Here is a 23,235-nt window from a genome sequence, read left to right as displayed (position 1 = left end):
CTGCCCGACGGTCCTCGATGAGCGCGACGCCCCTCCCCTCCCACCTCTGCCGGGACGGCCACTGGATACGCACATCGTGCGCGGCGCCGTGGCGGCAGGATCGAGCGCGGGTTCCCTCTCCCGTGCGGGAGAGGGACAGGGTGAGGGATCAGGTTGGTCCGGAGAAGCCGCGCCATGCACGCGCTTCGACGGCGCGCTCCATCCTGAAGCTTCTCGTCCCTCACCCCGACCCTCTCCCGCACGGGAGAGGGGGCGTGTCGCGGTCTGTCACCAACGCCAGCGATCGATCCAGTCCGGCGGACATCATAGCCTCCCTGCGCGGGAGGCGAACCGCATCCCGGGCGCCGAGGACCACCCGATGGGCAGCCTGAAGAACAAGATCGTCAGCGCCGACGAGGCCGCCGCCATCCTGCAGGACGGCGACATGGTCGCGGTCTCGGGCTTCGTCGGGATCGGCACGCCCGACGAGCTGATCCTGGCGCTCGCCCGCCGCTTCGAATCCGGCAACGGCCCGCACGGGATCGGCCTGATGTTCGCCGCCGCCCCCGGCGACGGCAAGGAACGCGGCCTCAACAAGCTCGCGATCCCGGGCCTCGTCCGCCGCGTCGTCGGCGGCCACTGGGCGCTCGTGCCGAAGCTCGGCGCCATGGCGGTGGCGGGCGAGATCGAGGCCTACAACCTGCCGCTCGGCGTGGTCTCGCACCTCTACCGGGAGATCGCCGCCCACACCCCCGGCCACATCACCAAAGTGGGGTTACGCACCTTCGTCGACCCGCGGCTGGAGGGCGGCAAGCTCAACGCCGTGACGCAGGAAGACCTCGTCAGCGTGGTCGAGCTCGGCGGCGAGTCCTGGCTCCACTACAAGGCCTTCCCGGTCAACGTCGCGCTGATCCGCGGCACCACGGCCGACCCCGCCGGCAACATCACCATGGAGCGCGAGGCGCTCACCCTCGACAACCTCGCCGCCGCCATGGCGGCGAAAAATTCCGGCGGTTTCGTCATCGCCCAGGTCGAGCGGCTGGCCGAGGCCGGCTCGCTCAACCCGCGCGAGGTGCAGGTGCCCGGCGTGCTGGTCGATTGCGTGGTCCTGAGCAGTCCCGAGAACCACCGCCAGACCTACGGCACGCCCTACAATCACGCCTTCACGGGCCGCCAACGCGTGCCGCTCGACCGGATCGCCCCGATGGCGCTCGACACCCGCAAGGTCATCGCCCGCCGCTGCGCCTTCGAACTGCCGCCGGGCGGCGTGGTCAATCTCGGCATCGGCATGCCCGAGGGCGTCGCGGCGGTCGCCGCCGAGGAGCGGGTGCTCAAGTACCTGACGCTCACCGCCGAGCCGGGCGTGATCGGTGGCCTGCCGCAGGGCGGCCTGGATTTCGGCGCCGCCCTCAACCCGGCCGCGGTGCTGCATCAGAACCAGCAGTTCGATTTCTACGACGGCGGCGGCCTCGATCTCGCCTGCCTGGGCCTCGCCCAGTGTGACGCCGAGGGCAACGTCAACGTCAGCCGGTTCGGCAAGAAGCTCGCGGGCGCGGGCGGGTTCATCAACATCTCGCAGAACGCCAAGAGCCTCGTCTTCGCCGGCACCTTCACGGCCGACGGCCTCAAGGTGGCGGTGGAGGACGGCGGCATCCGGATCCTCAGCGAGGGCCGCTCGCGGAAATTCATCGCCGCGGTCGAGCAGGTGACCTTCTCGGGGGCCTACGCGGCCGAGCGCGGCCAGCCGGTCCTCTACGTGACCGAGCGCTGCGTGTTCCGCCGGACGCGGGCCGGCATGGAGCTGGTCGAGGTCGCGCCGGGCATCGACATCGCGCGCGACATCCTCGGCCAGATGGGTTTCACCCCGATCGTGCAGGATCCGCAGCCGATGGATCCGCGCCTGTTCCGCGAGTCCGTGATGGCGCTGGAGCCGTGGCTGCTGGGCCTCTCGCTGTCGGAGCGGATCAGCTACGACCCGGAGCGCAACATCCTGTTCTCGAACCTCGAGGGCTTCCAGGTCCGGACCATCGACGACGTCGAGCTGGTGCGCCGCGAATACGAGCGCGCCTGCCAGGAGATCGGCAGGAAGGTTCACCTGATCGCCAATTACGACGGGTTCGAGATCGACCCGACGGTGAGCGACGCCTACTTCTCGGCGATCGCCTATCTCGAAAACCGCTATTACGAGACCGCGTCCCGGTATACCACGAGCGCGTTCTTGCGATTGAAACTCGGCGCCTCGTTGGCGAGCCGCGACCTGGCTCCCCATGTCTTCGAGACAAAAGCCGAGGCGCAGGCGAGGAATACGGCCCAGAGCGTGCCTCTCAAGCCGCGGCCCGGCATGTCCCAGCCCGACATGCCGCGGCCGCCGAAGGAACCGTTGGATGCCTGAGTTCGAGACCCCCGCCCTGAAGGACCGCGCCCTGCTGGTCGATGCCTGCCTGATCGGCGGCGCATGGTCGAAGGCCGGTTCCGGCAGCATCGACGTCACCAATCCGGCGACCGGCGCGCTGATCGCCCAGGTGCCGAATGCCGGCGCCGACGAGACCCGGCAGGCGATCAAGGCCGCCCACGAGGCCTACCCGGCGTGGCGCGCCAAGACCGCCAACGAGCGCGCCGTGCTGCTGCGCAAGCTCGCGGCGCTCGTGACCGAGCATCAGGAGGATCTGGCGCAGATCCTCACCGCCGAGCAGGGCAAGTCGCTGACCGAGTCCCGCGGCGAGGTCGCCATGTCGGCCGCCTACGTGCTGTGGTTCGCGGAAGAGGCGCGCCGCGTCTACGGCGACGTGGTCCCCTCCCCCTGGGGCGACCGCAAGATCCTCGTCACCAAGGAGCCGGTCGGCGTCGTGGCGGCGATCACGCCGTGGAACTTCCCGTCCTCGATGATCGCCCGCAAGATCGCCCCGGCTCTGGCCGCCGGCTGCCCGATCGTGATCAAGCCCGCCTCGCAGACCCCGCTCTCGGGCCTCGCCTGGGGCGTGCTGTGCGAGCGCGCCGGCTTCCCGGCCGGCACGGTCTCGATCCTCACCGGCTCGGCCCGTGCGATCGGCGCCGAGATGACCGGCAACCCGCTCGTCAAGAAGATCACGTTCACCGGCTCCACCGAGGTCGGCAAGGTGCTGCTGGAGCAGGCCGCCCACACGGTGAAGAAGGTCTCGATGGAGCTCGGCGGCAACGCGCCCTTCATCGTGTTCGACGACGCCGACCTCGACAAGGCGGTGGCGGGCGCGATGCTGGCCAAATACCGCAATTCCGGCCAGACCTGCATCTGCACCAACCGCTTCCTGGTGCAGGACGGGATCTACGACGCCTTTGCGGAGAAGATGGCCGAGGCGGCCAACCGCCTGAAGGTCGGCAACGGCGTCGAGGACGGCGTCGCCCAGGGGCCGCTGATCGACATGGCCGCGGTGGAGAAGACCGAGGCCCATATCCGCGACGCCGTCGAGAAGGGCGGCCGGGTGGTGGCGGGCGGCCACCGGCACGCGCTGGGCGGCCAGTTCTTCGAGCCGACGGTGATCACCGGCGCCACGCCCGCCATGGCGGTGGCCCGGGAGGAGACCTTCGGGCCTCTGGCGCCGCTGTTCCGGTTCCGCGACGAGGCCGAGGCGATCCGCATGGCCAACGACACTGAGTACGGCCTCGCCTGCTACTTCTACACCCGCGATCTCGGCCGCACCTTCCGGGTGGCGGAGGCGCTGGAATACGGCATGGTCGGGATCAACGAGGGGATCATCACCACCGAGGTGGCGCCCTTCGGCGGCGTGAAGGAATCCGGCCTCGGCCGCGAGGGCTCGTACCAGGGCATCGAGGATTACCTGAACACCAAGTACCTGTGCGTGGGCGGCCTCGGCGCGTAGGGCCGGGGCACACGCCGGTCCGGATCGGGACCTGACGGGTTCTCCCTCCCCCCACGGCAGCGGGAGGGAGAACCGGCGGGGCCTACTTCCCGCTGGGCGCCGCGCCGCTGCCGGTGGCGCCGTTGCCCGAGCTGCTGCCGGCGGGGGCGCCGGGCGTGCTGACCCGCGGGCCGCCGCTGGTGCCGGGCGCCATGCCGGCGCCGGTGGACCCGGTGCTCTCCATCGAGCCGGTCCCGGTCCCGGTGCCGCCCACCGCGCCGGACTTGTTGACGTTGCCCTGGTTGGCGCCGCCGGTCTGCGGCGCCTGGGCCAGCGCCGCCCCGGACGTGGCGAGTACGAATGACGTGGCGAGGGCGAGGATCGTCTTCGACATGGGGCCTCCTGACAGGTCGTTGGGCTGTGGTGTGAGGCCAACCCGGGCGCGCCCGGATGGTTCGGTCGCGCCTTCAGCGGGCGAGCGCCTCGCGCCACGCCGTCCAGGGCCAGCGCAGGGGTGCCCCGCCGGCCGCCGGCGCGATCGAGACCGTCGCGGTCCGGCCGCTCACCAGCCGCGGGTCCGCCGTGCCGCCGTCGAGGCTGATCCGCACCGGGATGCGCTGGGCGAGGCGCACCCACGAGAAGGTCGGGTTCACGTTCGCGAGCAGGTTGGAGGCGTCGCTGCGGCCGGTCTCGCCGATGCCGCCGGCGATGCTGGCGACGTGGCCGCGGAGCGCCCCGTCCTCGCCCATGAGCTCGACGGTCACGGGCGCGCCGACGCGGATCCGCGGCAGCTTCGTCTCCTCGAAGTAGCCCTCGATCCGGACGGTGTCGCTGTCGATCAGCGCCATGACGCCGCGTCCGGTGGTGACGTAGGCGCCCGGCCGCAGCTCCATGTTGGTGATCCGGCCGTTGACCGGGGCGCGCACCGCCGAGCGCTCCAGGTTGAGCTTGGCGAGGTCGCGATCCGCCAGGCCCTGCTCATAGGCGGCCCGCGCCGACAGGTCGGCCGCCTTGGCGGCCTCGACCCGCTGCTGCGACACCGCCGCGTCGGAGAGCCTGCTGTAGCGGGCGTAGTCGGCCGCCTCCTGCTCGGCGGTCGCCTTGCGGCCCTCCACCATCGCCTCCGCCTGCCGCAGCCCCAGGCGGAACCGGTCCGGATCGATCCGGAACAGGATGTCGCCCTTCCGCACGACCTGATTGTCCTCCACCAGCACCTCGGTGACGAGGCCGGAGACGTCGGGGGCCACCGCCACCACGTCGGCGCGCACGCGCCCGTCCCGGGTCCAGGGGGCGTCCATGTAATAGTCCCACAGGCCGAGGCCGACGATCAGCGCCGCGGCGACCATGCCGAGGGTGACCAGGAGGCGGCCGAGGGCGGAGAACAGGGCGGTCATGGCAGGGTCCGGTGGGCGAGGGTCACCACGCCGCCGAGCAGGACGACGTAGAGGGCGAGGTCGAAGAGCGGCCGGTGCCAGACGAGGCGGTAGAGGCCGGTCGCCGCGAGCAGGCGGCGCAGCGGCAGGCCGAGGGCGAAGGCCAGCGCCATCCAGAGGGCGAGGCCCGGCACGAACACGCCGCAGAGGTCGATCTCGCCCATCATGCCGCCATCTCCCGGTGGTCCAGGGCTGGCACCGCCCGGTAGGCCGGCGCGTCGGCGAAGAGCCCGCGGCGCAGGCCGGTGAGGCCGATCAGGGCGGCGCGCCGCTCTGGCGACGGGACCGCGCCCGCGACGGCGTCGAGCGCCTCGTCCAGCGCCGCGAGCAGCGCCGCGTCCGGCCGGTCGGTCCGGCCGCGCAGCTGGCGCGCCGCCAGCGCGAGGACCCGGTCGACGGTGTTGCGGGCCGGGCCCGTCAGCCGCCGGCGCACCCGGCGGACCTCCACGAGGTTGATGCCCACCCGGACATCGGCCAGCAGGTCGCCCACGGAGGCGGACGTGTCCGCGGGCAGGCTCGCCAGCCGCGGCGCGATCAGGCCGACGCGGTCGAGCATGAGGGCCGCGAGTTCGAGCCCGTGGCCGGCGCCGCGCCCGGCCGCGGCGGCCGCGAGGCTGCGCCGGTTGATCCCGATCAGCCGCCGCGCGCTCCAGCCGGCGCCGACCGAGCGGATCACCCGGGTCACCGCGGCGGCGACCCACATGCCCACCACCGAGGCGATCACCCCGTTGGCGAAGGGCGCGAAGTCCCCGCTGTAGCCGTTCTGGAGGGCCAGCAGGGTCGCGCCGTTCAGCGCCGCGCCCATGCCCATCGGGGCGGTGCGCGGCTGCGTCATCATCAATCCGCACAGGATCAGGGCCGGCGCGAGCGCGAGGGCCAGCATCTCGAAGGAGGTGGCGAGCGGCAGCACGGCGAACAGGTAGAGGCCCGCGCCCAGGGCGCCGACGATCGCCGAGTTGGCGAAGCTCAGGATCTGCGGCGCGGGATCGTCCTGCGCGGCGAACAGGCAGCAGGCGACCGCGCCCATCATCGGCGCCGCGGAGCCGTCCGGCCAGCCGGTGGCGATCCAGACGGCGCAGCAGGCGAGCAGGCCCGCGAACACCCCGAAGGCCGAGAACGCGGCCAGCCCGTGGTCCCGGTGGCGGATCGACCGGACGCGGGCCGTGTAGGCGAAGGCGAGCGGCGCGCGGGGCGCGGTGCCGGCCGCGAGGTGGCCGCGCAGTGCCCGTAGATCCTGGCGCAGGTCGATGACGTCGCGCAGGCGCGCCGCGAGGCTCGCGAGGAGGAGCGTGTTCCAGTCCGGCGCTCGGCCGAGGGCGGGCTCGAACCCGTCGATCCGGTCGCGCAGCCGCGCGGCGCGATCCGGATCGTCGACCTCGTCGGCGAGCCAGGCGATGAGGTCCGACAGGAAGGCCCGGACCCGCGCCGGAACAGCGCCGGCTTGCTCGAGGGCGGCGACGCGGTCCGCCACGGCGGCGACGATCGGCAGGACCATCAGCATGTGCTGACGGAGCGGCGCGAAGGCCTCGGCGGCGTGCTCCGCGCCCGTCGCCTCGTTGCGCAGGGCGAGGCCGAGGGCGTCGAGGCCGATCGCGTCCGAGGCGAGGCGCAGGCGCCGGCCCTGGCTCGGCCCGGCGGCCTCCGGCGCGCGGGCGGCCGCGAGGGCGCTCCGGATCCAGGCCCGGGCCTCCGCCGACCAGTCATTCAGCCGTCCGACGATGAGTGGGGCGGCCGATTGCGGCAGGATCAGCGTGGCGGCGAGGCTGGCGCAGACGATGCCGAGGGAGATCTCCTCGGCCCGCGCCACCGCCGTGTCGAAGATCGCCCCGGGATCGTCGACGGCGGGGAAACCGATCAGCGCCGCCGTGTAGCCGGCGAGCATCGGCAGGTAGCTCGCGGGGGTCCGGTCGAGGAGGGAGACGTAGAGGCAGAGCGCGACCCAGAGCGCCACCGCGAGGCTCAGCAGGAGCGGCGCGTTCACGAGGTTCGGCACCAGCACGACGCTGACCGCCGCGCCGAGCACGGTGCCGCAGACCCGGTACGCGGCCTTCGCGCGCGTCGCGCCGGAGAGGACCTGGCTGGTGATGTAGACGGTGCCGAGGGCCCAGTAGGGCCGCGGCAGGTCGATCCAGAGCGCGAGGTACAGGGCGAGCATCGCCGCCGCGTAGGTCTTCAGCGCGAAGGCCCAGTCGCGCCATCCGGGGACGGTCACGGCACCGGCTCCGGCTCGCGCGCGGCCCCGACGGCGGCGCGGCGCCGGTGGCGGCCGGTGGTCAGGAGGGCGTGGGTGTCGATCTGCTGCAGTCGCCCGCGCGTCGTCGGACCATCGATGCCGGTCACAACCTGATCCACCGTCGCGAGGAGCCGGCGAGGTCACCGGTTCAATCGGCTCGCACGCCGATAGATAGCCTCATATCGATCTTGATTGAGGGATGCCGCGAGGGGATCAGGGCTGCGCCAGAAGAATGAGTCGACCCATAACTTGGGTTTGTTCTGCGATAGGCACATATGATCCGGTCGCTGCACGGGGCGCGTCCGGACGCGCAGCCGCGGTCGCGGCGATCCCCGAGCCGCAGGCCGGATCCCGCGATCGCGTCGTTAGGCCGAGTGGCTGTTGTGGATCTGATCGAAGTCGAGGGACGCCGTGTCGATCACGATCTGCGTGCGGCTGATGACCTCGAGCTTGCGCAGGATCTCCGAGACGTGCGCCTTCACGGTCGAGTCGCCGACCTGGAGCTCGTGGGCGATCTGCTTGTTGAGCTTGCCCTGACGGATCATCATCAGGACCCGCAATTGCTGCGGCGTCAGCCGGGCAAGGCGCTCGGCCAGCGGCGCCTTCTTGGACCGGGGCGCGGGCGCGCCGGCCTCGGCGAGCCCCGGCGGCAGGAACAGCGCCCCGCTCATCACCTCGGTGATCGCCCGGGTGAGCGTCGCCTTGTCCATGGCCTTGGGGACGAAGCCCGCCGCCCCGTGCTGCAGGGCCTCGCGGACGATGCGCGGATCCTCGTGGCCGGAGACGATCAGGATCGGGATGCGCGGGAAGCTCGCCCGGATGGTGATCAGCCCGTCGAAGCCGGTGACGCCCCGCATCGACAGGTCGAGGAGCGTCAGGTCGATGCCGCGGTTCGCGGCCAGCACCGCGCAGGCCGCCTCGATCCCGTCGGCCTCGTGCAGCACCGCGTCCGGGTGCGCGAGGCGGATCGTGGCCGCCAGGGCGTCGCGGAACAGCGGGTGGTCATCGACGATCAGGAGATGCACGGAGACCTCGGTCCTTCGCTCGAGATCCTCACAGGATCCGCCGAATACGCGGGCGGGAGGTCCGAAGGTGATCGATGCGGCCCCGGGGCGCAAGCGGGTGTTGAGACGACAGCCCGGCCCCGGGACCTGGGCGTGCCGGCCCGCGGGGACCGGCACGCTTTCGGTTGCGGGCCCTCAGCGCGACGCCACCGTCTTCGGCAGCTTGAACGCCCAGAAGCTGCCGCCCTGGTTAATGCCGGCCGTCGACTTGGCGACCTCGCCGCCCCAGAGCGGGACCGCGCCGCCCCAGCCGGCCGCGACGCCGACCCACTGCTCGCCGTCCTGCTCCCAGGTGATCGGCGAGGAGACCACGCCGGTCCCGACCTGGAACTTCCAGACTTCCTCGCCGGTCTTGGCGTCGAAGGCCTTCAGGAAGCCCTCCGGTGTGCCGGTGAAGACGAGGTTGCCCGCCGTGGTGAGCACGCCGGCCCAGAGCGGGGCCTTGTTCTTGTACTCCCACACGACCTTGCCGGAGGCCGGGTCGATCGCCTTGAGCGAGCCGATATGGTCGTCGAAGACCGGCTTGATGGTGAAGCCGGCACCGAGGTAGGCGGCACCCTTCTTGTAGTTCACCGGCTCGTTCCAGATATCCATGCCCCACTCGTTGGAGGGCACGTAGAACAGCTTGGTGTCGGGGCTGTAGCCGATCGGCATCCAGTTCTTGCCGCCGAGGAAGCTCGGCACCGCGAAGACCGACTTGCCCTTCTTGTCGTCGCCGGTCGCCTTGCTCGGGTCGCCGGGGCGGTTCTCCTCGTTGTAGATCGGGCGGCCGTTCTCATCGATGCCTTTGGCCCAGTTGATCTTCTCGACGAACGGCGTCGCCGAGATGAACTTCCCGTTGGTCCGGTCGAGGACGTAGAAGAAGCCGTTGCGGTCGGCGGTGGCGCCGGCCTTGATGGTCTTGCCGCCCTTGTTCAGGTCGAACGGCACGAACTCGTTGACGCCGTCGAAGTCCCAGCCGTCGTGCGGGGTGGTCTGGAAGCCCCAGACGATCTCGCCGTTGTCGGGGTTGAGGGCGAGCCGCGAGGAGGTCCACTTGTTGTCGCCCGGCCGCAGCCAGGAGTTCCACGGGCCGGGGTTGCCGGTTCCGAAGTAGATCAGGTTGGTCTCGGGATCGTAGGTGCCGCCGAGCCACGTGGCGCCACCGCCGAATTTCCACATGTCGCCGGGCCAGCTCTCGTTGACCTTGCCGGTCATGGTCGAGGGCTTGCCGTTGAGCTCGCCCATGTGACCCTCGATCACGGGGCGCTTCCACACGACCTCGCCGGTCTCGGCGTCGCGGGCCTCGATGCGCCCGATCACGCCGAACTCGCCGCCCGACACGCCGGTGATGATCTTGCCCTTCACGATGATCGGGGCGGCCGTGTAGCTGTAGCCGGCCTTGAAGTCGTCGATCTCCTTCCGCCAGACGACCTTGCCGGTCTTGGTGTTGAGCGCGACGAGCTTGGCGTCGAGCGTGCCGAAATAGACGTTGTCCTTGTAGAGCGCGGCGCCGCGGTTCACGACGTCGCAGCAGGGCAGGATGCCCTCCGGCAGGCGGGCGTCGTACTCCCACTTCTTCTCGCCGCTGCGGGAATCGATCGCGTACATGCGCGAGTACGAGCCCGTGACGTAGATGATGCCGTCCTTGACCAGCGCCTGGCTCTCCTGGCCGCGCTGCTTCTCGCCGCCGAACGAGAACGACCACGCCGGGACGAGGCCCTTGATGTTGTCGCGGTTGAGCGTCTTCAGCGGGCTGAAGCGCTGGGCCTGCGGGCCGAGGCCGTAGGTGACCACGTCGCCGGGCGTCTTGGCGTCGTTGATGATGTCCTGCTCGGTGACCCCCTGGGCCATGGCCGGCAGGGCGCCGCCCGCCACGAGGGCGGCGACGCCCACCGCGGCGAGGAACCGGGTCCGCATTCTCATGACGTGTCCTCCGTATTCGGCCCCGGTCCGTGTGGCCGGGGCATCCGGGTTTCGACGCGGGCCGCACGAGTCGCGGGGCGCCCCCTTGGAGGACGAAGCTATCGGGCTTCTCAGGAAAGTCTTATTGGCCATTGGTCCAATAAGGCCACTCTGCGGACCGGTGAATTCAATGTATTCGTCGAGATCGGCGCTCGGATTTGCGCGAATCCGAGGGAGGTCTCGTTCGGGAGGTCTGATTTTCGCTGTTACCGTCATCGCGAGCGCAGCGAAGCGACCCAGGGCAGCACAGCATCCCACGATGGCGCGCTGTCTGGATCGCTTCGCTGCGCTCGCGATGACGGATGCGCTCAATACCCCTTCGGCGGCGCGTACGTGACGCCGTAGCTCTCGCAGATCGCCCTGAGCCGACCCTCCGCGTTCAGTGCCGTGATCGCGTCCCCGACCGCGTAGGCGAGGTCGCGGGAATCGATCCTCACCGCGCCGCCGATCTCCCAGCGGGTCTTCACCAGCCCCGTCGACGGGACCGTGGCGATCGGGTTGTCGTCCTTCGGGGCCTTCGCGGCGGACAGCGCCGCCTCGATCGCCGCGCGGCTCCCGGCCAGGATCGGCGCCTCGCCGGCGAGGTAGGCCTTCGCGGCCTCCTCGAAGCTCCTGTAATGCTTCAGGTTCGGGCGGAAGCGGCCGCCCTGGGCGGTCAGCAGCATCAGGTCGGCGGCGCCCGTGCCCTCCAGCGCGACGCTCCGGTCGCCGATGTCGTCGAGGCTGTCGAAGCCGTCCAGCGCGCCCTTGCGGTACGCGAAGGCGATCTCCTGCTCGAAGTACGGCGCCGTGAAGAACACCTGCTCATTGCGCAGGGCGAGCTGCCGGTCGGTGGGCACGTGCAGCATCAGGTCGGCGAGCGGCGTGCCGGCGAGGTCGCCGCGCCACAGGTTCAGGCGCAGGTCGCCGTCGACGTTCTCGCCGGCGTCGACCACGCGCAGGTCGAGCTTCACCTTGAGCCTGTCGGCGATCGCGCGGGCGAGATCGACGTCGATCCCGCGGGGCTTGCCGGTCTCCTCCTCGGAGAACGGCGCGTTGTCGCCGTAGACCGCCACCCGCAGGGTGCCGTCGGCCACGACCTGGTCCAGAGGGCGCGCGGCCGCCTCCGGCTGGAACCGGAGGGCCGCGAGCAGGCCGCAGGCGAGGAGGAGCCGCGCGCTACTCCTCATGCTTCGACTCGATGTAGCTCCGGATCGCCCACAGGCCCTCCTGCGAGATCACACCCTCGAAGGCCGGCATCTTGGTCACGCCGTTGATGACGGCGCCGTGCTTCATGCGCTCGACGAAGTACTCGTCGCCCTCCTTGCCCTGCGGCAGGTAGCGCAGGTCCGGGGCGAGGCCGCCGGAGATCATCTCCAGGCCATGGCAGCGGGCGCAGTTCTGGTTGAAGCCCGAGGCGCCGATCGCGATGGCGTGCTTGTCGCCCTTGTAGGGGTTCTCGGCGACCCACTCGGCGCCCAGCGGCTTGAGGCCGTCGGTGTTGACCGGCTGGGGCTGGACGTCGCCGTGCCCGAGGGCGCCGGCGGTCGCCAGCGCCAGTCCCAGCGCCGCGAGCACGCCGCCCGCCGCCGTCTTCATCGTGCGCATCCGCCCCTCCCGTCGTCGTTGCTCGACGGTTAGCAAGTACCGGGCGGCGGACCCATTATGCTTTGGTACGGATCGGCCAGATTAGCGCCATCCACCACTTGTGTTGCACTGCATCAAACCCGGTTTGTGCACCTTGGTCTAATATCGGAGGGCGCAACTCCGCTCCTAGACTCCCGGCCAAAGACGAGCGCCGCGGGGCTGGAGGAGACGGGCGGGGATGGTGTCCTCCGGTGCGCGGCGGCCCGGGATGCGCGGCGGGCCATGGGCCGGCCTGCGGCGCGCCGTCGTGCTGGCGGCCGTGGCGGCCATGGCGACCCTGGCGCCGGTCGCGCAGGGGCGGGCCGCGCCCGCGCCGGCGGGCCCGCCCCTGACGATCCGCTACCTGGAGCGGCGGGTCGAGCGGCCGGCGCCGCTGAACAACGAGGACCCGATCCCCGACGACGAGGGCGCCAAGGGCGCGGAACTCGGCCTGCGCGATTCCAACGCCACCGGCCGGTTCCTCGGCCTCGGCTTCGACCTCGGCACCACGATCGTCGAGCCGGGCGCCGACATCCGCCAGGCCTTCCGGGACCTCGCCGACCGGCGCTTCGTGGTGCTCAACGCCCCGGCCGCCGACGTTCTCGCGCTCGCCGACCTGCCGGAGGCGAAGGGCAGCGTGCTCCTCAACATCGGCGCCCCGGACACGCGCCTGCGCGACGCCGATTGCCGAAGGAACCTGCTCCACGTCCTGCCGTCCCGCGCCATGCTGGCCGACGCGCTGGTGCAGTTCCTGGCGTTCAAGCGCTGGACCCGGATCCTGCTGGTCACCGGTCCGGAACCGGGGGACGCGCTCTTCGCCGAGGCGTTGCGGCGCAGCGCGAGGAAGTTCGGCGCGCGGATCGTCGCCGAGTCGCGCTACGACCCGCAGGGCGGCGACGTCCGCGACACGGCCCTGCGCGAGTTCGCCCTGCCGACCCGCGGGCCCGAGCACGACGTGGTCGCGGTGGCCGACGAGGCCGGCGCGTTCGGCGCGAGCCTCAACTACAACACCGCCTCGCCCCGGCCCCTCGTCGGCACGCAGGGCCTCGCGACGGCCGCCTGGGGGCGGCCCGTCGAGGCCTGGGCCGCCGTGCAGCTCCAGGGGCGGTTCCGCAAGCTCGCCGGGCGCGCCATGCGGCCCGTCGACTGGGCCGGCTGGATGGCGGTGCACGCCGTCGGCGAGGCGGCCGTGAAGGCGCGCAGCACCGACCCCGCGACGGTCCGCGCCGCCCTGACGGCGCCCGGCTTCGAGATCGGCGGCTTCAAGGGCCGCCCCCTGAGCTTCCGCGCCTGGGACGGGCAGCTGCGCCAGCCGGTCTTCCTGCTCTGGCCCGGGGCCGTCACCGCGACGGCGCCGATCGAGGGCTACCTCCACCACCGCACGGAACTCGACACGCTCGGCCTCGACGCGCCCGAGAGTGCCTGCCGCGCCTTCTCGGGGACGTCAGAATGACCCGGCTCGCCGCCCTCGCGCTGCTGCTTTGCCTCGCGGGCCCCGCGCGGGCGGAAGAGATCTTCGTCTCGAACGAGCGCGACAACACCGTCTCGGTGATCGACGGCGACAGCCTGGAGGTGCTGCGCACCTTCCCGGTCGGCCGTCGGCCCCGCGGGCTGACCTTCTCGCGCGACGGGCGGTCGCTCTACGTCTGCGCCAGCGACTCCGACGCCGTGCAGGTGATCGACCCGGAGACCGGGCAGGTGCGGCACGACCTGCCCTCGGGCGAGGACCCGGAGCAGTTCGCCCTGGCGCCCGACGGGCGCACCCTGTTCATCGCCAACGAGGAGAACGCCACCACCACGGTGGTGGACGCGCAGACCCGCCGGGTGCTGGCGCAGATCGACGTCGGCATCGAGCCGGAGGGCGTCGCGGTGAGCCCGGACGGGCGTACGGCCGTCACGACCTCCGAGACGACCAACATGGTCCACTGGATCGACACGCAGACCCTCGCGGCCGTGGACGCGACGCCGGTCGGGCAGCGGCCGCGCTTCGCCGCCTTCACGGCCGACGGGTCCCGGCTCTGGGCGTCCTCGGAGATCGGCGGCACCGTGTCGGTGATCGACGTCGCCACCCGCGCGGTGATCGCGACGATCGAGTTCGCCGTGAAGGGAATCGCGGCCGACCGGATCCAGCCGGTGGGCATCCAGATGGCCAAGGACGGGCGCCACGCCTTCGTGGCGCTGGGGCCGTCCGACCGGGTCGCCGTGGTGGATACCGCGACCTACCGGGTGGAGAGCTACATCCTGGTCGGCCGCCGGGTCTGGCAGCTCGCGCTCAACGCCGCGGGCACGCGGCTCTTCACCACCAACGGCGTCTCCGGCGACGTGACGGTGATCGACGCCGCGACGTTCCGGCCGATCAAGACCGTGAAGGTCGGCCGCTTCCCCTGGGGCGCGGCGGCGCGGCCGATGCCTTCGGCGCAGGCGACGGACGGGCGCGCCGCCGGTGCGGTGCCGTGACTCGTCCGCAGTCCGGAGCGCGGGTCCCCTGTCCCGTTCGGGAGAGGGACAGGGTGAGGGACGTGCGGCATCCGGGACACGCTCTCCCGGCCCGCACGTCGACAGCGTGCTCCATCCTCGACGTCCCGATCCCTCACCCTGTCACTCTCCCGAACGGGACAGATGCCCGGTCGCGCACTGCCGCCGGCGACCGTGCTCGGTCCGGATGGGTGACCGACGCGGCCAGGGGCGGAGGGAGGGATAAGGCGCGGCCGCTGCGGAGCGCAGCGTCTCCCAGCCCATCCGCGCTCCGAACCGCGGTAAGCCTGGGCGCGGGCCTGCTCCTACGCGCCGCACTGCTCCTTCTCGCCCTGCTCCTGCCGTCCCTCTCGGTCGACGCAGGCCAGCTCGATCGCGCCGCCCTCGAACGCCACTTCCCGCCCCCGCTGGTGGTCGGCGAGAAGGACGACAGGCTCCCGGTCTGGCCGATCCTGAAGCAGCAGGCCGGGTCCTACGAGGTCTTCGCCTACGCGTTCGAATCCGTCGACCTCGCGCCGATCCCGGGCTTCGGGGGCACGCCCCCCGACCTGCTGATCGCGCTCGCCCCCGACGGGACCTTCCGGGACGTGACGGTGCTCGCGCACCACGAGCCGGTCTTCCTCGAGGGGCTCGGCCCGGAGCCGCTCCTCGCCTTCGTCGAGCAGTATGCCGGCCTGTCGGCCCGGCAGGCGATCCGGGTCGGGCGGCCCAATGCGCGGGCCGCCGGCGCCGCGCCGCAGACCACCGTCGACGGCATCTCCATGGCCACCGCCTCGACCCGGGTGATCAACCAGTCGATCCTGGCCTCGGCGCTGGCGGTCGCCCGCGCGAAGCTCGGCTTCGGGGCGGCCAATGTCGGCCTGAAGGTCGAGGCGAAGCCCGACCTCTACGAGCCCCTGTCCCTGGCCGAGCTTCTTGCCCGGGGCTGGGTCCGGCGGTTGACGGTCACGAACGCGGACGCCGCCGCGGCCTTCCGGGGCACCGGCGTGGCCGATCCGTCCGAGGGGCCGCCCGACGCCGTGCTGACCGACCTGTACGTCGCCGCCCTGGACCCGCCCTCGATCGGCCGCAACCTGCTGGGTCCGTCGCGCTACGAGGCGCTGATGCGCGAGCTCGGCGCCGGCAACCACGCCGTGATGGTCGTCAGCGCCGGGCCGGAGGACGCGCCCGAGAACCCGGTCGGCGACCGGTTCGTGCTGGGCGCCGTCCCCGAACGGCTGGCGATCGGCCAGGCCGGCCTGATCGTGAACGCGCGCGACATGGCGGTGGAGCGCCGCGACGCCGGCCTCGCCGAGGGGCTGCCGCCCGGCCCCTGGACGATCCTGCGGATCGACCAGGCCGCCGGCTTCGACCCGTCCGCGCCCTGGGTGCTGACCGAGACGATCGTCCGCGAGCGCGGGCAGATCCTGTCGGAGAAGATCGCCAGGAGCTTCACGGTCGAGACCGCCCTGCCCGCCGACCTGTTCACGCGGGTCCGGCCCGATGACGGGCCGAGCTGGACCGACCCCTGGCGGGCCCGGGCGCCCGAACTCGCGCTGATCGGGCTGATGCTCGCGGTGCTGGTGCCGGTCCTGAGCCGCCAGCGCGGGCTGGTGGCGGACCAGCGCCGCTTCCCCCTCTTCCGCCTCGGCTTCCTGGCGCTGACCCTCGGCTTCGTCGGCTGGTACGCGCAGGCGCAACTCTCGATCGTGACCCTCGTCGGCCTCGTGCGGGCCGCCACCGTGACCCACGACCTCGCCTTCCTGCTCTACGACCCGCCCTCGCTGGTGCTCTGGGCCTTCGCGCTGGCCGCCCTGGTCGCCTGGGGGCGCGGCACGTTCTGCGGCTGGCTCTGCCCCTTCGGCGCGCTGCAGGAACTCGTCGCGCTGCTCGCCCGGCCGCTGCGCATCCGCCCGGTCGCGGTGCCGCCCGGCCTCGACCGGGCGCTGCGGTCGCTGAAATACGTCGTGCTCGCCGGCATCCTCGGTGCCGCCGCCGCGGGGTCGCCCCTCGCCGACACCCTGTCCGAGGTCGAGCCGTTCAAGACCGCCGTCACCCTGTACTTCGTCCGGGCGTGGCCGTTCGTCGCCTACGCGGCCGGGCTGCTGGTGCTCAACCTGCTCGTCTACAAGGGCTTCTGCCGCTACCTATGCCCGCTCGGCGCCGCCCTCGCCCTCCTCGGGCGGGTCCGCGTCCTCGACTGGATCCCGCGCCGGGCGGAGTGCGGCTCGCCGTGCCAGCTCTGCAAGGTCCGCTGCCGCTACGGCGCCATCGCGCCCTCCGGCCGGGTCGACTACGCCGAGTGCTTCCAGTGCATGGAGTGCGTGACGATCATCCACGATCCCGGGCAGTGCGTGCCGCAGGTCGTGGCGCGCAAGCGGGGCCGCCGCGCCGCGCCCCGGCCGGTGACCGTCGGATGAGCGCGCCGCCGCACTTCGCGCCGGCCCGGCGCCGACTCCTCGTCGGGGCCGCGGGGCTGGCCGCGCTCGGCGGCGTCGCGGCGTTCCGCGCCGCCGCGGCGTCGCGCGGGCTGGCGCTGCGCACCCGCGCCGGCCTCGCCTTCGGCACCACCGTGGCCCTGACCGCCGCCGGGCCCGACACGTCCGCGGTCGAGGCCGCGCTCGACGACGGGTTCGCGGCGATGCGCGCCGTGGAGGCGGCCGCCAGCCTGTTCCGGGCCGACAGCGCCCTGGCCCGCCTCAACCGGGACGGGTCCCTTGAGGCGCCCGACCCGCACCTGCTCGCCCTGCTGCGCTTCGCCCTCGCCCTCGCGGCCGAGACCGGCGGCGCCTTCGACCCGACCGTCCAGCCGCTCTGGCCGGTCTGGGCCGGCGCGGCCGCCCGCGGCGAGCGCCCCGGGGCGGAGGTCCTGCGGGGGGCCCTGTCGCGGGTCGGCTGGCGGCGCGTGCGGGTCGCGATGGACCGGATCGTCCTGGAGCCCGGGACGGCCCTGACGCTGAACGCCTTGATCCAGGGCTACGCGGCCGACCAGGTCATGGCGGCTTTCCGGGCGCGCGGCATCGACGACGCCTTCGTGGATACCGGCGAGTTCGGCGCCGCCGGCGCGCATCCGGACGGCGCGCCCTGGCGCCTCGGGCTGGCCGATCCCCGCCATCCCGGCGACATCGCCGCCGTCATCGCCCCGTTCACCGGCTTCGCCGCGACCTCGGGCGACTACAACATGAGCTTCTCGCACGACCGCACCGACCACCACATCTTCGACCCGGCCACCGGCCGGTCGCCGCGCGGCCTGTCGTCGGTGACGGTCACTGCGCCGACGGGGCTCGTCGCCGACGGGCTGTCGACCGCTTGCATGGTCCTGGGCCGCGCGCGCGGCGCGGACCTCGTCGCGGCCCGTCCGGGCTGCGCCGTGCGCTTCACCGGGAAGGGCTGACACATCCGGCCCCGTCGTGCGGGGCGAGCCCCGAACCGCGGCGCGCGCCCTGCCCTCGCGGGGCCGATGGCTCTACGGAGGGTCCGATCTGCGGCGCAGGCCCTGCATGCGCCCGGACCGGAGAGGACCGTCAGGAGACGCGCGTGACCGAAGCGACCGGGCCGTACTGGCCGACGGATGACTGGGCGGAGCAGGACCCGGGTGCGGCGGGGCTCGATGCCGGGCGGCTCGCGGACGCGGTGGCGTTCGCGCAGGCCCACGAGAGCGCGTGGCCGCGCAGCCTGTACTATCCCGACGGGCGCTACGTCGGGATCGTCGAGTGGAACGAGACGGGGCCCTGGAGCGCCGTCGACGGGCCGGTGCGCCCGCGCGGCGGCCCGGCGGGCGTGATCCTGAAGGGCGGCCGGCGCGCCGCCGCCTGGGGCGACACGGCCCGCCCGGACATGACCTTCTCGATCGCCAAGAGCTACCTCGCGGTGCTGGCCGGCCTCGCCCACGACGACGGCCTGATCCCCGATGTCGACGCGCCGGTGCGCGACAGCGTACCCGACCCGCTCCTCGACGGCCCGCACAACGGCGCGATCACGTGGCGCCACCTCCTGCAGCAGTCGAGCGAGTGGCAGGGGACCCTGTTCGGCAAGTCCGATCAGGTCGATCATTTCCGGCAGATCGGCCCGAGCGCCGACAACAGCCGCAAGGGCGAGGCGCGGGCGCTGCGGCGCCCCGGCACCTACTACGAGTACAACGACGTCCGGGTGAACCTGCTGTCGTACTGCCTGATGCGCCGCTTCGGCCGGGCCCTCCCGGACGTGCTCCGCGAGCGGATCATGGATCCGATCGGCGCCTCCCGCGACTGGGCGTGGCACGGCTACGACACGGCCTGGGTCGCGGTCGACGGCGCGCGGGTCCAGTCGGTCCCCGGCGGCGGCCACTGGGGCGGCGGCCTGTTCATCGGGGCCGACGACCACGCCCGCTTCGGTCTCCTCGTCGCCCGCGGCGGCGCCTGGAACGGGCGGCAGCTCCTCTCGGAGCGCTGGATCCGCGCCATGCTGACGCCGTCCCCGACGCTGGACAGCTACGGCTATCTCTGGTGGCTGAACCGCGGCGCGGCCGCCAAGCCGCAGCTGCCGGCCTCGGCCTTCAGCGCCCTCGGGGCGGGCAACAACGTGATCTGGTGCGATCCCGAGCACGACCTCGTCGCGGTCCTGCGCTGGATCGACAAGGCGGCCCTCGACGGCTTCCTGCTGCGCCTCGTGGCGGCCCTGCGCCCGTAGGCGGGCCGGCGGCGCTAGCGGCCCCGGACGTGATCGACGAAGCTCCGGAGCAGCGGCCGCATCTGGCGGCGGCTCGGGTAGTAGAGGAAGAAGCCCGGGAAGGGCGGGCACCACGCGTCGAGGACCCGGATCAGGCGGCCGGCCGCGATGTCGGCCGCCACCTGCGCCTCGAAGAGGTAGGCGAGGCCGGCGCCGCCGCGCGCCGCTTCGGCCACCAGCCCGTCATCGTCGAGGACGAGGGTGCCGGTGACCGGGATCGACTGGGCGATCCCGTCCTTCTCGAGTTCCCAGAGGTAGAGGCCGCCGCTCGGGAAGCGGCGCCGTACGCAGACATGCCGGTGCAGGTCCTGCGGGTCCGCGGGCGTCCCGTGGCGGGCGAGATAGTCCGGCGCGGCGACGATCGCGCCGCGCTGCGGCGGGCCGAGCGGCACCGCGATCATGTCCTGGTCCAGGCTCTCGGCGAAGCGGACGCCGGCATCGAACCCCTCGGCGACGATGTCGCGGAAGCCGTCCTGCGCGCGGATCTCGATCTCGACGCCCGGATGCGCGCGGGTGAACGCGACGGCGAGCGGCACCAGCAGCATCTCGGCAGCCGACCGCGGCACCGAGATCCGCAGCGTCCCGGTGAGCCGGCGCTCCGCGGCGGTCGCCACCTCGACCGCGTCGGCGATCGCCGCGAGGGCGGGCTCGAGACCGTCGAGCAGGCGCTGGCCCGCCTCGGTCGGGGCGACGCTGCGGGTCGTCCGCGCGAGGAGACGCACGCCGAGGCTCGCCTCCAGGCCGTTGATCGCGTGGCTCACCGCCGAGACCGAGAGCCCGAGATCGCGCGCGGCGCCGCGGAAACTCCGGCGCGCCGCGACCGCGGCGAAGAGCGACAGGGCGGGGAGGTCGGCGCGTCTCACTGTTGAGCCGCATAGAACAGCCTGCGCCGCAGGTCACGGATTATCGCCGCCGTCGGCCCGTGCGAAGTCCGGGCCGCATCACGGGAGGCCCGCATGAATCACCGCCGACTCGGAACCGAACTCACCGTCTCCGCCCTCGGCCTCGGCTGCATGGGCATGAGCTACGCCTATGGCGGCCAGCCCGAGGGCGAGGCCACCGCCACCCTGCGCCGCGCCGTCGACCTCGGCATCACCCTCTTCGACACGGCCGAGATGTACGGCCCCTACGAGAACGAGAAGCTGGTGGGCAAGGCCCTGGCGCCGGTCCGCGACCGGGTGATCATCGCCAGCAAGTTCGGCTTCAAGATCTCCGAGACCGGCCAGGGTCCCGACCGGATCATCGGCGTCGACAGCCGGCCCGAGCACGTCCGGGCGGTCTGCGACGCCTCGCTCCGGCGCCTCGGCGTCGACGTCATCGACCTGTTCTACCAGCACCGGGTCGACCCGGCGGTGCCGATCGAGGACACGGTCGGCGCCATGGCCGATCTGGTGCGTGCCGGCAAGGTCCGGGCGCTCGGCCTGTCCGAGGCCGGCGCGGCCACGATCCGGCGGGCCCACGCGGTCCACCCCATCGCCGCCGTGCAGAGCGAGTACTCCCTCTGGAGCCGCGATCCCGAGGCCGAGGTGCTGCCGACCTGCCGCGAACTCGGGATCGGCTTCGTGCCGTACAGCCCCCTGGGGCGCGGACTCCTGACCGGCGCGATCCGCGACCGCGACAGCCTCGCCGCCGACGATTACCGCCGCACGATGCCGCGCTTCGCGACGGAGAACCTCGCGGCCAACCAGCGGCTGCTCGACACGCTCGCCGCCCTGGCGCGCGACAAGGGCGTCACGCCGGCCCAGCTCGCCATCGCCTGGGTGCTGAACCAGGGCGACTTCATCGTGCCGATCCCGGGCGCCCGCAAGATCCGGAACCTCGAGGAGAACGCGGCGGCGGCCGGTCTCGTCCTGGCCGAGGCCGACCTGCGGGCCATCGCGGACGCGATGCCCGCCGAGGCGGTGACCGGCGACCGCTACGGCGCCGCCGGGCTGGCGATGGTCGGTCTCTGAACCGTCAGAGCGCCGCGATGGTCTCGGCCACCGCGCGCGCCCGCGGCACGAGGCTTCCCACCTCCAGGTACTCCTCGGGCGAGTGGGCCTTGCCGCCCACCGGGCCCACGGCGCAGAGCGTGGGGCAGCCGACGCTGGCGGTGAAGCCCGAATCGGCGCAGCCGCCGGCGAACTCGCCGGTGACGGGGTTGCCGCCCTCCGCGCTCACCCTTGCGTAGGTCTCGAACAGGGCCCGCGAGGCCTCGTCCTGCACGAGCGGCAGGAACTCGCCCTTGATGGTGAGATGCGCGGTCGTGTCCGGCACCGTCGATCCGGCCACGATCGCGGCGATCCGGTCCATGGCGGCCTCGCGGTCGGGCGGGGTCACGTAGCGCAGGTCGATCTCGCAGGTCACCCGGGGCGCCACGGTGTTCACCGACTGGCCGCCGGAGACCAGGCCGACATTCACCGTGGTGCCGCGGTCGAGGTCGGTGAGCGCGTGGAGCGCGACGGTCTTGTGGGCGAGCTCCAGGATGGCGCTGCGCCCGTCGGCGTAGTTGCCGCCGGAATGGGCCGCCCTGCCGAGCACCTCAAGGTGCATGAACACCCCGCCCTTGCGGCCGGTGACGACGTTGCCGGTCGGCCGCCCCGGCTCGGAATTCAGCACCGCGCGGGCGCCCCGGGCGGTCTCCTCGATGATCGGCCGGCAGGCCGGCGAGCCGATCTCCTCGTCGCTGGTGAACAGGCCGACGAGCGGCACCGGCGCGCCGCCGGCGCGGTGATAGGCGGCCAGAACGAAGGCGTTCATCACGAGGCCCGCCTTCATGTCGGCGACGCCCGGCCCGTAGGCGCGGCCGTCGGCGACCCGGAACGGCCGGCGGGCCGGCTCCCCCTTCGGGAAGACGGTGTCGCGGTGGCCCATGAGCACCACCGGCCGGTTGCCGCCGCCCGATCCGGCCACGCTCGCCTTCAGCGCGTCGCCGTAGCCGTCGACCGGGATCGTGGTCACCGGGATGCCGTGGCCGGCGAGGAACTCCGCGATGCGGATGCCGACCGCGTCGACGCCCGGCTTGTCGTAGGAGCCGGAATCGATGTTCACCAATTCCTCGAGGAGCGCCAGCATCGCGCCCTCCTGCCCGTCGAGCCAGCGGAGGACGTCGGTGTCATGGGCGGTCATGGGGGCCTCGTACCGGGGTCAGCAGGATTGCGCAGACCGTCTTTGCGAGCGCAGCGAAGCAACCCAGCGTCGCGCAACCTCTGGCAGCATAGCGCAGACTGGATTGCTTCGCTCCGCTCGCAAAGACGGCGCCGCTTCCGAACCGGACGTGGGTGCGATCGGCGGCGGCTATTCCACAGTGACCGACTTGGCGAGATTGCGGGGCTGGTCGACGTCTTTCCCCATGAACACCGCCGTGTGGTAGGCGAGCAGCTGGATCGGCACCGCGTACACGATCGGCGCCACCGTCGGGTCGAGCGCCGGCATGGTGAAGGTCGCGAGCGTGTCGAGCCCGTGCTCGGCCGCGCCCTTGGCGTCGCCGATCAGCACGATGCGCCCGCCGCGGGCGGCCACCTCCTGCATGTTCGAGACGGTCTTCTCGAACACCGCGTCGTGCGGCGCGATCACGATCACCGGCACGCTCTCGTCGATCAGCGCGATCGGCCCGTGCTTCAGCTCGCCCGCCGCGTAGCCCTCGGCGTGGATGTAGCTGATCTCCTTGAGCTTCAGCGCGCCTTCCAGCGCCATCGGGTAGCTGGTGCCGCGGCCGAGATAGAGCACGTCCCGCGCCTTCGCGACCTCCTGGGCCAGACCCTCGATCGCCGCCTCGTGGGTGAGCGCCTCGGCCATCAGGCCCGGCGCCTTGATCAGGCCGTCGATCAGCCGCCGCTCGCCCGCCGCGTCGAGGGTGCCGCGGGCCCGGCCCGCCGCGATGGCGAGGCAGAGCAGCACGGTGAGCTGGCACGAGAACGCCTTGGTGGAGGCGACGCCGATCTCCGGCCCGGCCAGCGTCGGCATCACCACGGAGGATTCCCGCGCGATCGTCGAGGTCG

General features: G+C 72.5%; 20 protein-coding genes. 8 read left to right on the top strand and 12 right to left on the bottom strand.

The annotated features are described in order from the left end of the window. The first annotated feature begins 358 nt into the window (after positions 1-358). Positions 359-2,371, top strand: coding sequence for an acyl CoA:acetate/3-ketoacid CoA transferase (locus tag BMY19_RS28400; protein WP_100253697.1), 2,013 nt, complete (start codon positions 359-361; stop codon positions 2,369-2,371). Next, positions 2,364-3,836 carry an NAD-dependent succinate-semialdehyde dehydrogenase gene (locus tag BMY19_RS28395; protein ID WP_100253696.1) on the top strand — a complete coding sequence of 491 codons (1,473 nt, stop codon included), beginning with the start codon at positions 2,364-2,366 and terminating at the stop codon, positions 3,834-3,836. The genes BMY19_RS28400 and BMY19_RS28395 overlap by 8 nt, the downstream gene beginning before the upstream one ends. An 82-nt stretch (positions 3,837-3,918) precedes the next feature. Here BMY19_RS28395 and BMY19_RS28390 read toward each other — a convergent pair whose 3' ends face one another. From BMY19_RS28390 to pedF, 9 genes are all read right to left on the bottom strand, one after another. Then, positions 3,919-4,209, bottom strand: coding sequence for a hypothetical protein (locus BMY19_RS28390; RefSeq protein WP_020095067.1), 291 nt, complete (start codon positions 4,207-4,209; stop codon positions 3,919-3,921). Positions 4,210-4,282: 73 nt separating this feature from the next. Further along, a complete protein-coding gene (locus tag BMY19_RS28385; protein ID WP_100253695.1) occupies positions 4,283-5,209 on the bottom strand; it encodes an efflux RND transporter periplasmic adaptor subunit in 927 nt (308 codons plus the stop codon). Then, the gene (locus BMY19_RS28380) at positions 5,206-5,415 is read right to left on the bottom strand and encodes a DUF1656 domain-containing protein (protein WP_026605231.1); all 210 of its coding nucleotides are present in this window, start codon (positions 5,413-5,415) and stop codon (positions 5,206-5,208) included. The genes BMY19_RS28385 and BMY19_RS28380 overlap by 4 nt, the downstream gene beginning before the upstream one ends. Continuing rightward, positions 5,412-7,460: an FUSC family protein gene (locus BMY19_RS28375; RefSeq protein WP_100253694.1), complete on the bottom strand. Its 2,049-nt coding sequence runs from the start codon at positions 7,458-7,460 to the stop codon at positions 5,412-5,414. The genes BMY19_RS28380 and BMY19_RS28375 overlap by 4 nt, the downstream gene beginning before the upstream one ends. Next, positions 7,457-7,588 (bottom strand): hypothetical protein, encoded by a 132-nt coding sequence (locus BMY19_RS31725; RefSeq protein WP_280141651.1) that lies wholly within the window; start codon positions 7,586-7,588, stop codon positions 7,457-7,459. Before BMY19_RS31725 ends, BMY19_RS28375 begins: the two co-directional genes overlap by 4 nt. A gap of 258 nt (positions 7,589-7,846) precedes the next feature. Further along, the gene (locus BMY19_RS28365; protein WP_020095062.1) at positions 7,847-8,506 is read right to left on the bottom strand and encodes a response regulator; all 660 of its coding nucleotides are present in this window, start codon (positions 8,504-8,506) and stop codon (positions 7,847-7,849) included. Between the two features lie 174 nt (positions 8,507-8,680). Beyond that, a complete protein-coding gene (locus BMY19_RS28360; RefSeq protein WP_056527719.1) occupies positions 8,681-10,450 on the bottom strand; it encodes a PQQ-dependent methanol/ethanol family dehydrogenase in 1,770 nt (589 codons plus the stop codon). A 347-nt stretch (positions 10,451-10,797) separates the two neighbouring features. Next, on the bottom strand, positions 10,798-11,658 hold the full coding sequence (locus tag BMY19_RS28355; protein ID WP_100253693.1) for a substrate-binding periplasmic protein: 861 nt from the start codon (positions 11,656-11,658) through the stop codon (positions 10,798-10,800). After that, complete coding sequence (gene pedF / locus BMY19_RS28350) at positions 11,648-12,067, bottom strand: cytochrome c-550 PedF (protein WP_100253703.1); 420 nt, start codon at positions 12,065-12,067, stop codon at positions 11,648-11,650. Before pedF ends, BMY19_RS28355 begins: the two co-directional genes overlap by 11 nt. A 226-nt stretch (positions 12,068-12,293) precedes the next feature. Between pedF and BMY19_RS28345 the strand changes: the two genes are divergently transcribed. The 5 genes from BMY19_RS28345 to BMY19_RS28325 all read left to right on the top strand — a co-directional run bounded on the left by BMY19_RS28345 (position 12,294) and on the right by BMY19_RS28325 (position 19,216). Further along, positions 12,294-13,547, top strand: coding sequence for an ABC transporter substrate-binding protein (locus BMY19_RS28345; RefSeq protein WP_100253692.1), 1,254 nt, complete (start codon positions 12,294-12,296; stop codon positions 13,545-13,547). Beyond that, on the top strand, positions 13,544-14,551 hold the full coding sequence (locus tag BMY19_RS28340) for a YVTN family beta-propeller repeat protein (protein ID WP_091676566.1): 1,008 nt from the start codon (positions 13,544-13,546) through the stop codon (positions 14,549-14,551). Before BMY19_RS28345 ends, BMY19_RS28340 begins: the two co-directional genes overlap by 4 nt. A gap of 317 nt (positions 14,552-14,868) precedes the next feature. Further along, a complete protein-coding gene (locus BMY19_RS28335; RefSeq protein WP_100253702.1) occupies positions 14,869-16,968 on the top strand; it encodes a 4Fe-4S binding protein in 2,100 nt (699 codons plus the stop codon). Next, positions 16,965-17,942: an FAD:protein FMN transferase gene (locus BMY19_RS28330; protein WP_100253691.1), complete on the top strand. Its 978-nt coding sequence runs from the start codon at positions 16,965-16,967 to the stop codon at positions 17,940-17,942. Before BMY19_RS28335 ends, BMY19_RS28330 begins: the two co-directional genes overlap by 4 nt. Before the next feature lie 143 nt (positions 17,943-18,085). Continuing rightward, positions 18,086-19,216, top strand: a complete 1,131-nt coding sequence (locus BMY19_RS28325; protein WP_100253690.1) for a serine hydrolase domain-containing protein — start codon at positions 18,086-18,088, stop codon at positions 19,214-19,216. A gap of 14 nt (positions 19,217-19,230) precedes the next feature. Here BMY19_RS28325 and BMY19_RS28320 read toward each other — a convergent pair whose 3' ends face one another. Then, positions 19,231-20,118 carry a LysR family transcriptional regulator gene (locus BMY19_RS28320; protein WP_100253689.1) on the bottom strand — a complete coding sequence of 296 codons (888 nt, stop codon included), beginning with the start codon at positions 20,116-20,118 and terminating at the stop codon, positions 19,231-19,233. A gap of 93 nt (positions 20,119-20,211) precedes the next feature. Here BMY19_RS28320 and BMY19_RS28315 point away from each other — a divergent pair, with 93 nt between their 5' ends. Next, complete coding sequence (locus BMY19_RS28315; protein ID WP_100253688.1) at positions 20,212-21,207, top strand: aldo/keto reductase; 996 nt, start codon at positions 20,212-20,214, stop codon at positions 21,205-21,207. A 4-nt stretch (positions 21,208-21,211) separates the two neighbouring features. Here the strand turns inward: BMY19_RS28315 and BMY19_RS28310 are convergent, their stop codons facing one another. After that, entirely contained in the window at positions 21,212-22,363 is a 1,152-nt protein-coding gene (locus tag BMY19_RS28310) for a M20 family metallopeptidase (protein WP_091927408.1), read from the bottom strand. Between the two features lie 168 nt (positions 22,364-22,531). Continuing rightward, positions 22,532-23,235 (bottom strand): SIS domain-containing protein (locus BMY19_RS28305; RefSeq protein WP_139215727.1); only part of this gene is annotated, 704 nt, incomplete at its 5' end.

The sequence above is a fragment of the Methylobacterium sp. UNC300MFChir4.1 genome (assembly GCF_900110155.1).
Lineage (GTDB): Bacteria > Pseudomonadota > Alphaproteobacteria > Rhizobiales > Beijerinckiaceae > Methylobacterium.
Note: the sequence above shows the minus strand (reverse complement) of the source record. Positions and strands in the feature narration are given on the sequence as shown.

Bases quoted from the DNA above. Each gene is read 5' to 3' on its own strand.
- BMY19_RS28390 (WP_020095067.1), bottom strand. From the start codon at position 4,209: ATGTCGAAGACGATCCTCGCCCTCGCCACGTCATTCGTACTCGCCACG.
- pedF (WP_100253703.1), bottom strand. From the start codon at position 12,067: ATGAAGACGGCGGCGGGCGGCGTGCTCGCGGCGCTGGGACTGGCGCTG.
- BMY19_RS28395 (WP_100253696.1), top strand. From the start codon at position 2,364: ATGCCTGAGTTCGAGACCCCCGCCCTGAAGGACCGCGCCCTGCTGGTC.
- BMY19_RS28355 (WP_100253693.1), bottom strand. From the start codon at position 11,658: ATGAGGAGTAGCGCGCGGCTCCTCCTCGCCTGCGGCCTGCTCGCGGCC.
- BMY19_RS28385 (WP_100253695.1), bottom strand. From the start codon at position 5,209: ATGACCGCCCTGTTCTCCGCCCTCGGCCGCCTCCTGGTCACCCTCGGC.
- BMY19_RS28310 (WP_091927408.1), bottom strand. From the start codon at position 22,363: ATGACCGCCCATGACACCGACGTCCTCCGCTGGCTCGACGGGCAGGAG.
- BMY19_RS28400 (WP_100253697.1), top strand. From the start codon at position 359: ATGGGCAGCCTGAAGAACAAGATCGTCAGCGCCGACGAGGCCGCCGCC.
- BMY19_RS28340 (WP_091676566.1), top strand. From the start codon at position 13,544: ATGACCCGGCTCGCCGCCCTCGCGCTGCTGCTTTGCCTCGCGGGCCCC.
- BMY19_RS28345 (WP_100253692.1), top strand. From the start codon at position 12,294: ATGGTGTCCTCCGGTGCGCGGCGGCCCGGGATGCGCGGCGGGCCATGG.
- BMY19_RS28380 (WP_026605231.1), bottom strand. From the start codon at position 5,415: ATGATGGGCGAGATCGACCTCTGCGGCGTGTTCGTGCCGGGCCTCGCC.
- BMY19_RS28315 (WP_100253688.1), top strand. From the start codon at position 20,212: ATGAATCACCGCCGACTCGGAACCGAACTCACCGTCTCCGCCCTCGGC.
- BMY19_RS28330 (WP_100253691.1), top strand. From the start codon at position 16,965: ATGAGCGCGCCGCCGCACTTCGCGCCGGCCCGGCGCCGACTCCTCGTC.
- BMY19_RS28360 (WP_056527719.1), bottom strand. From the start codon at position 10,450: ATGAGAATGCGGACCCGGTTCCTCGCCGCGGTGGGCGTCGCCGCCCTC.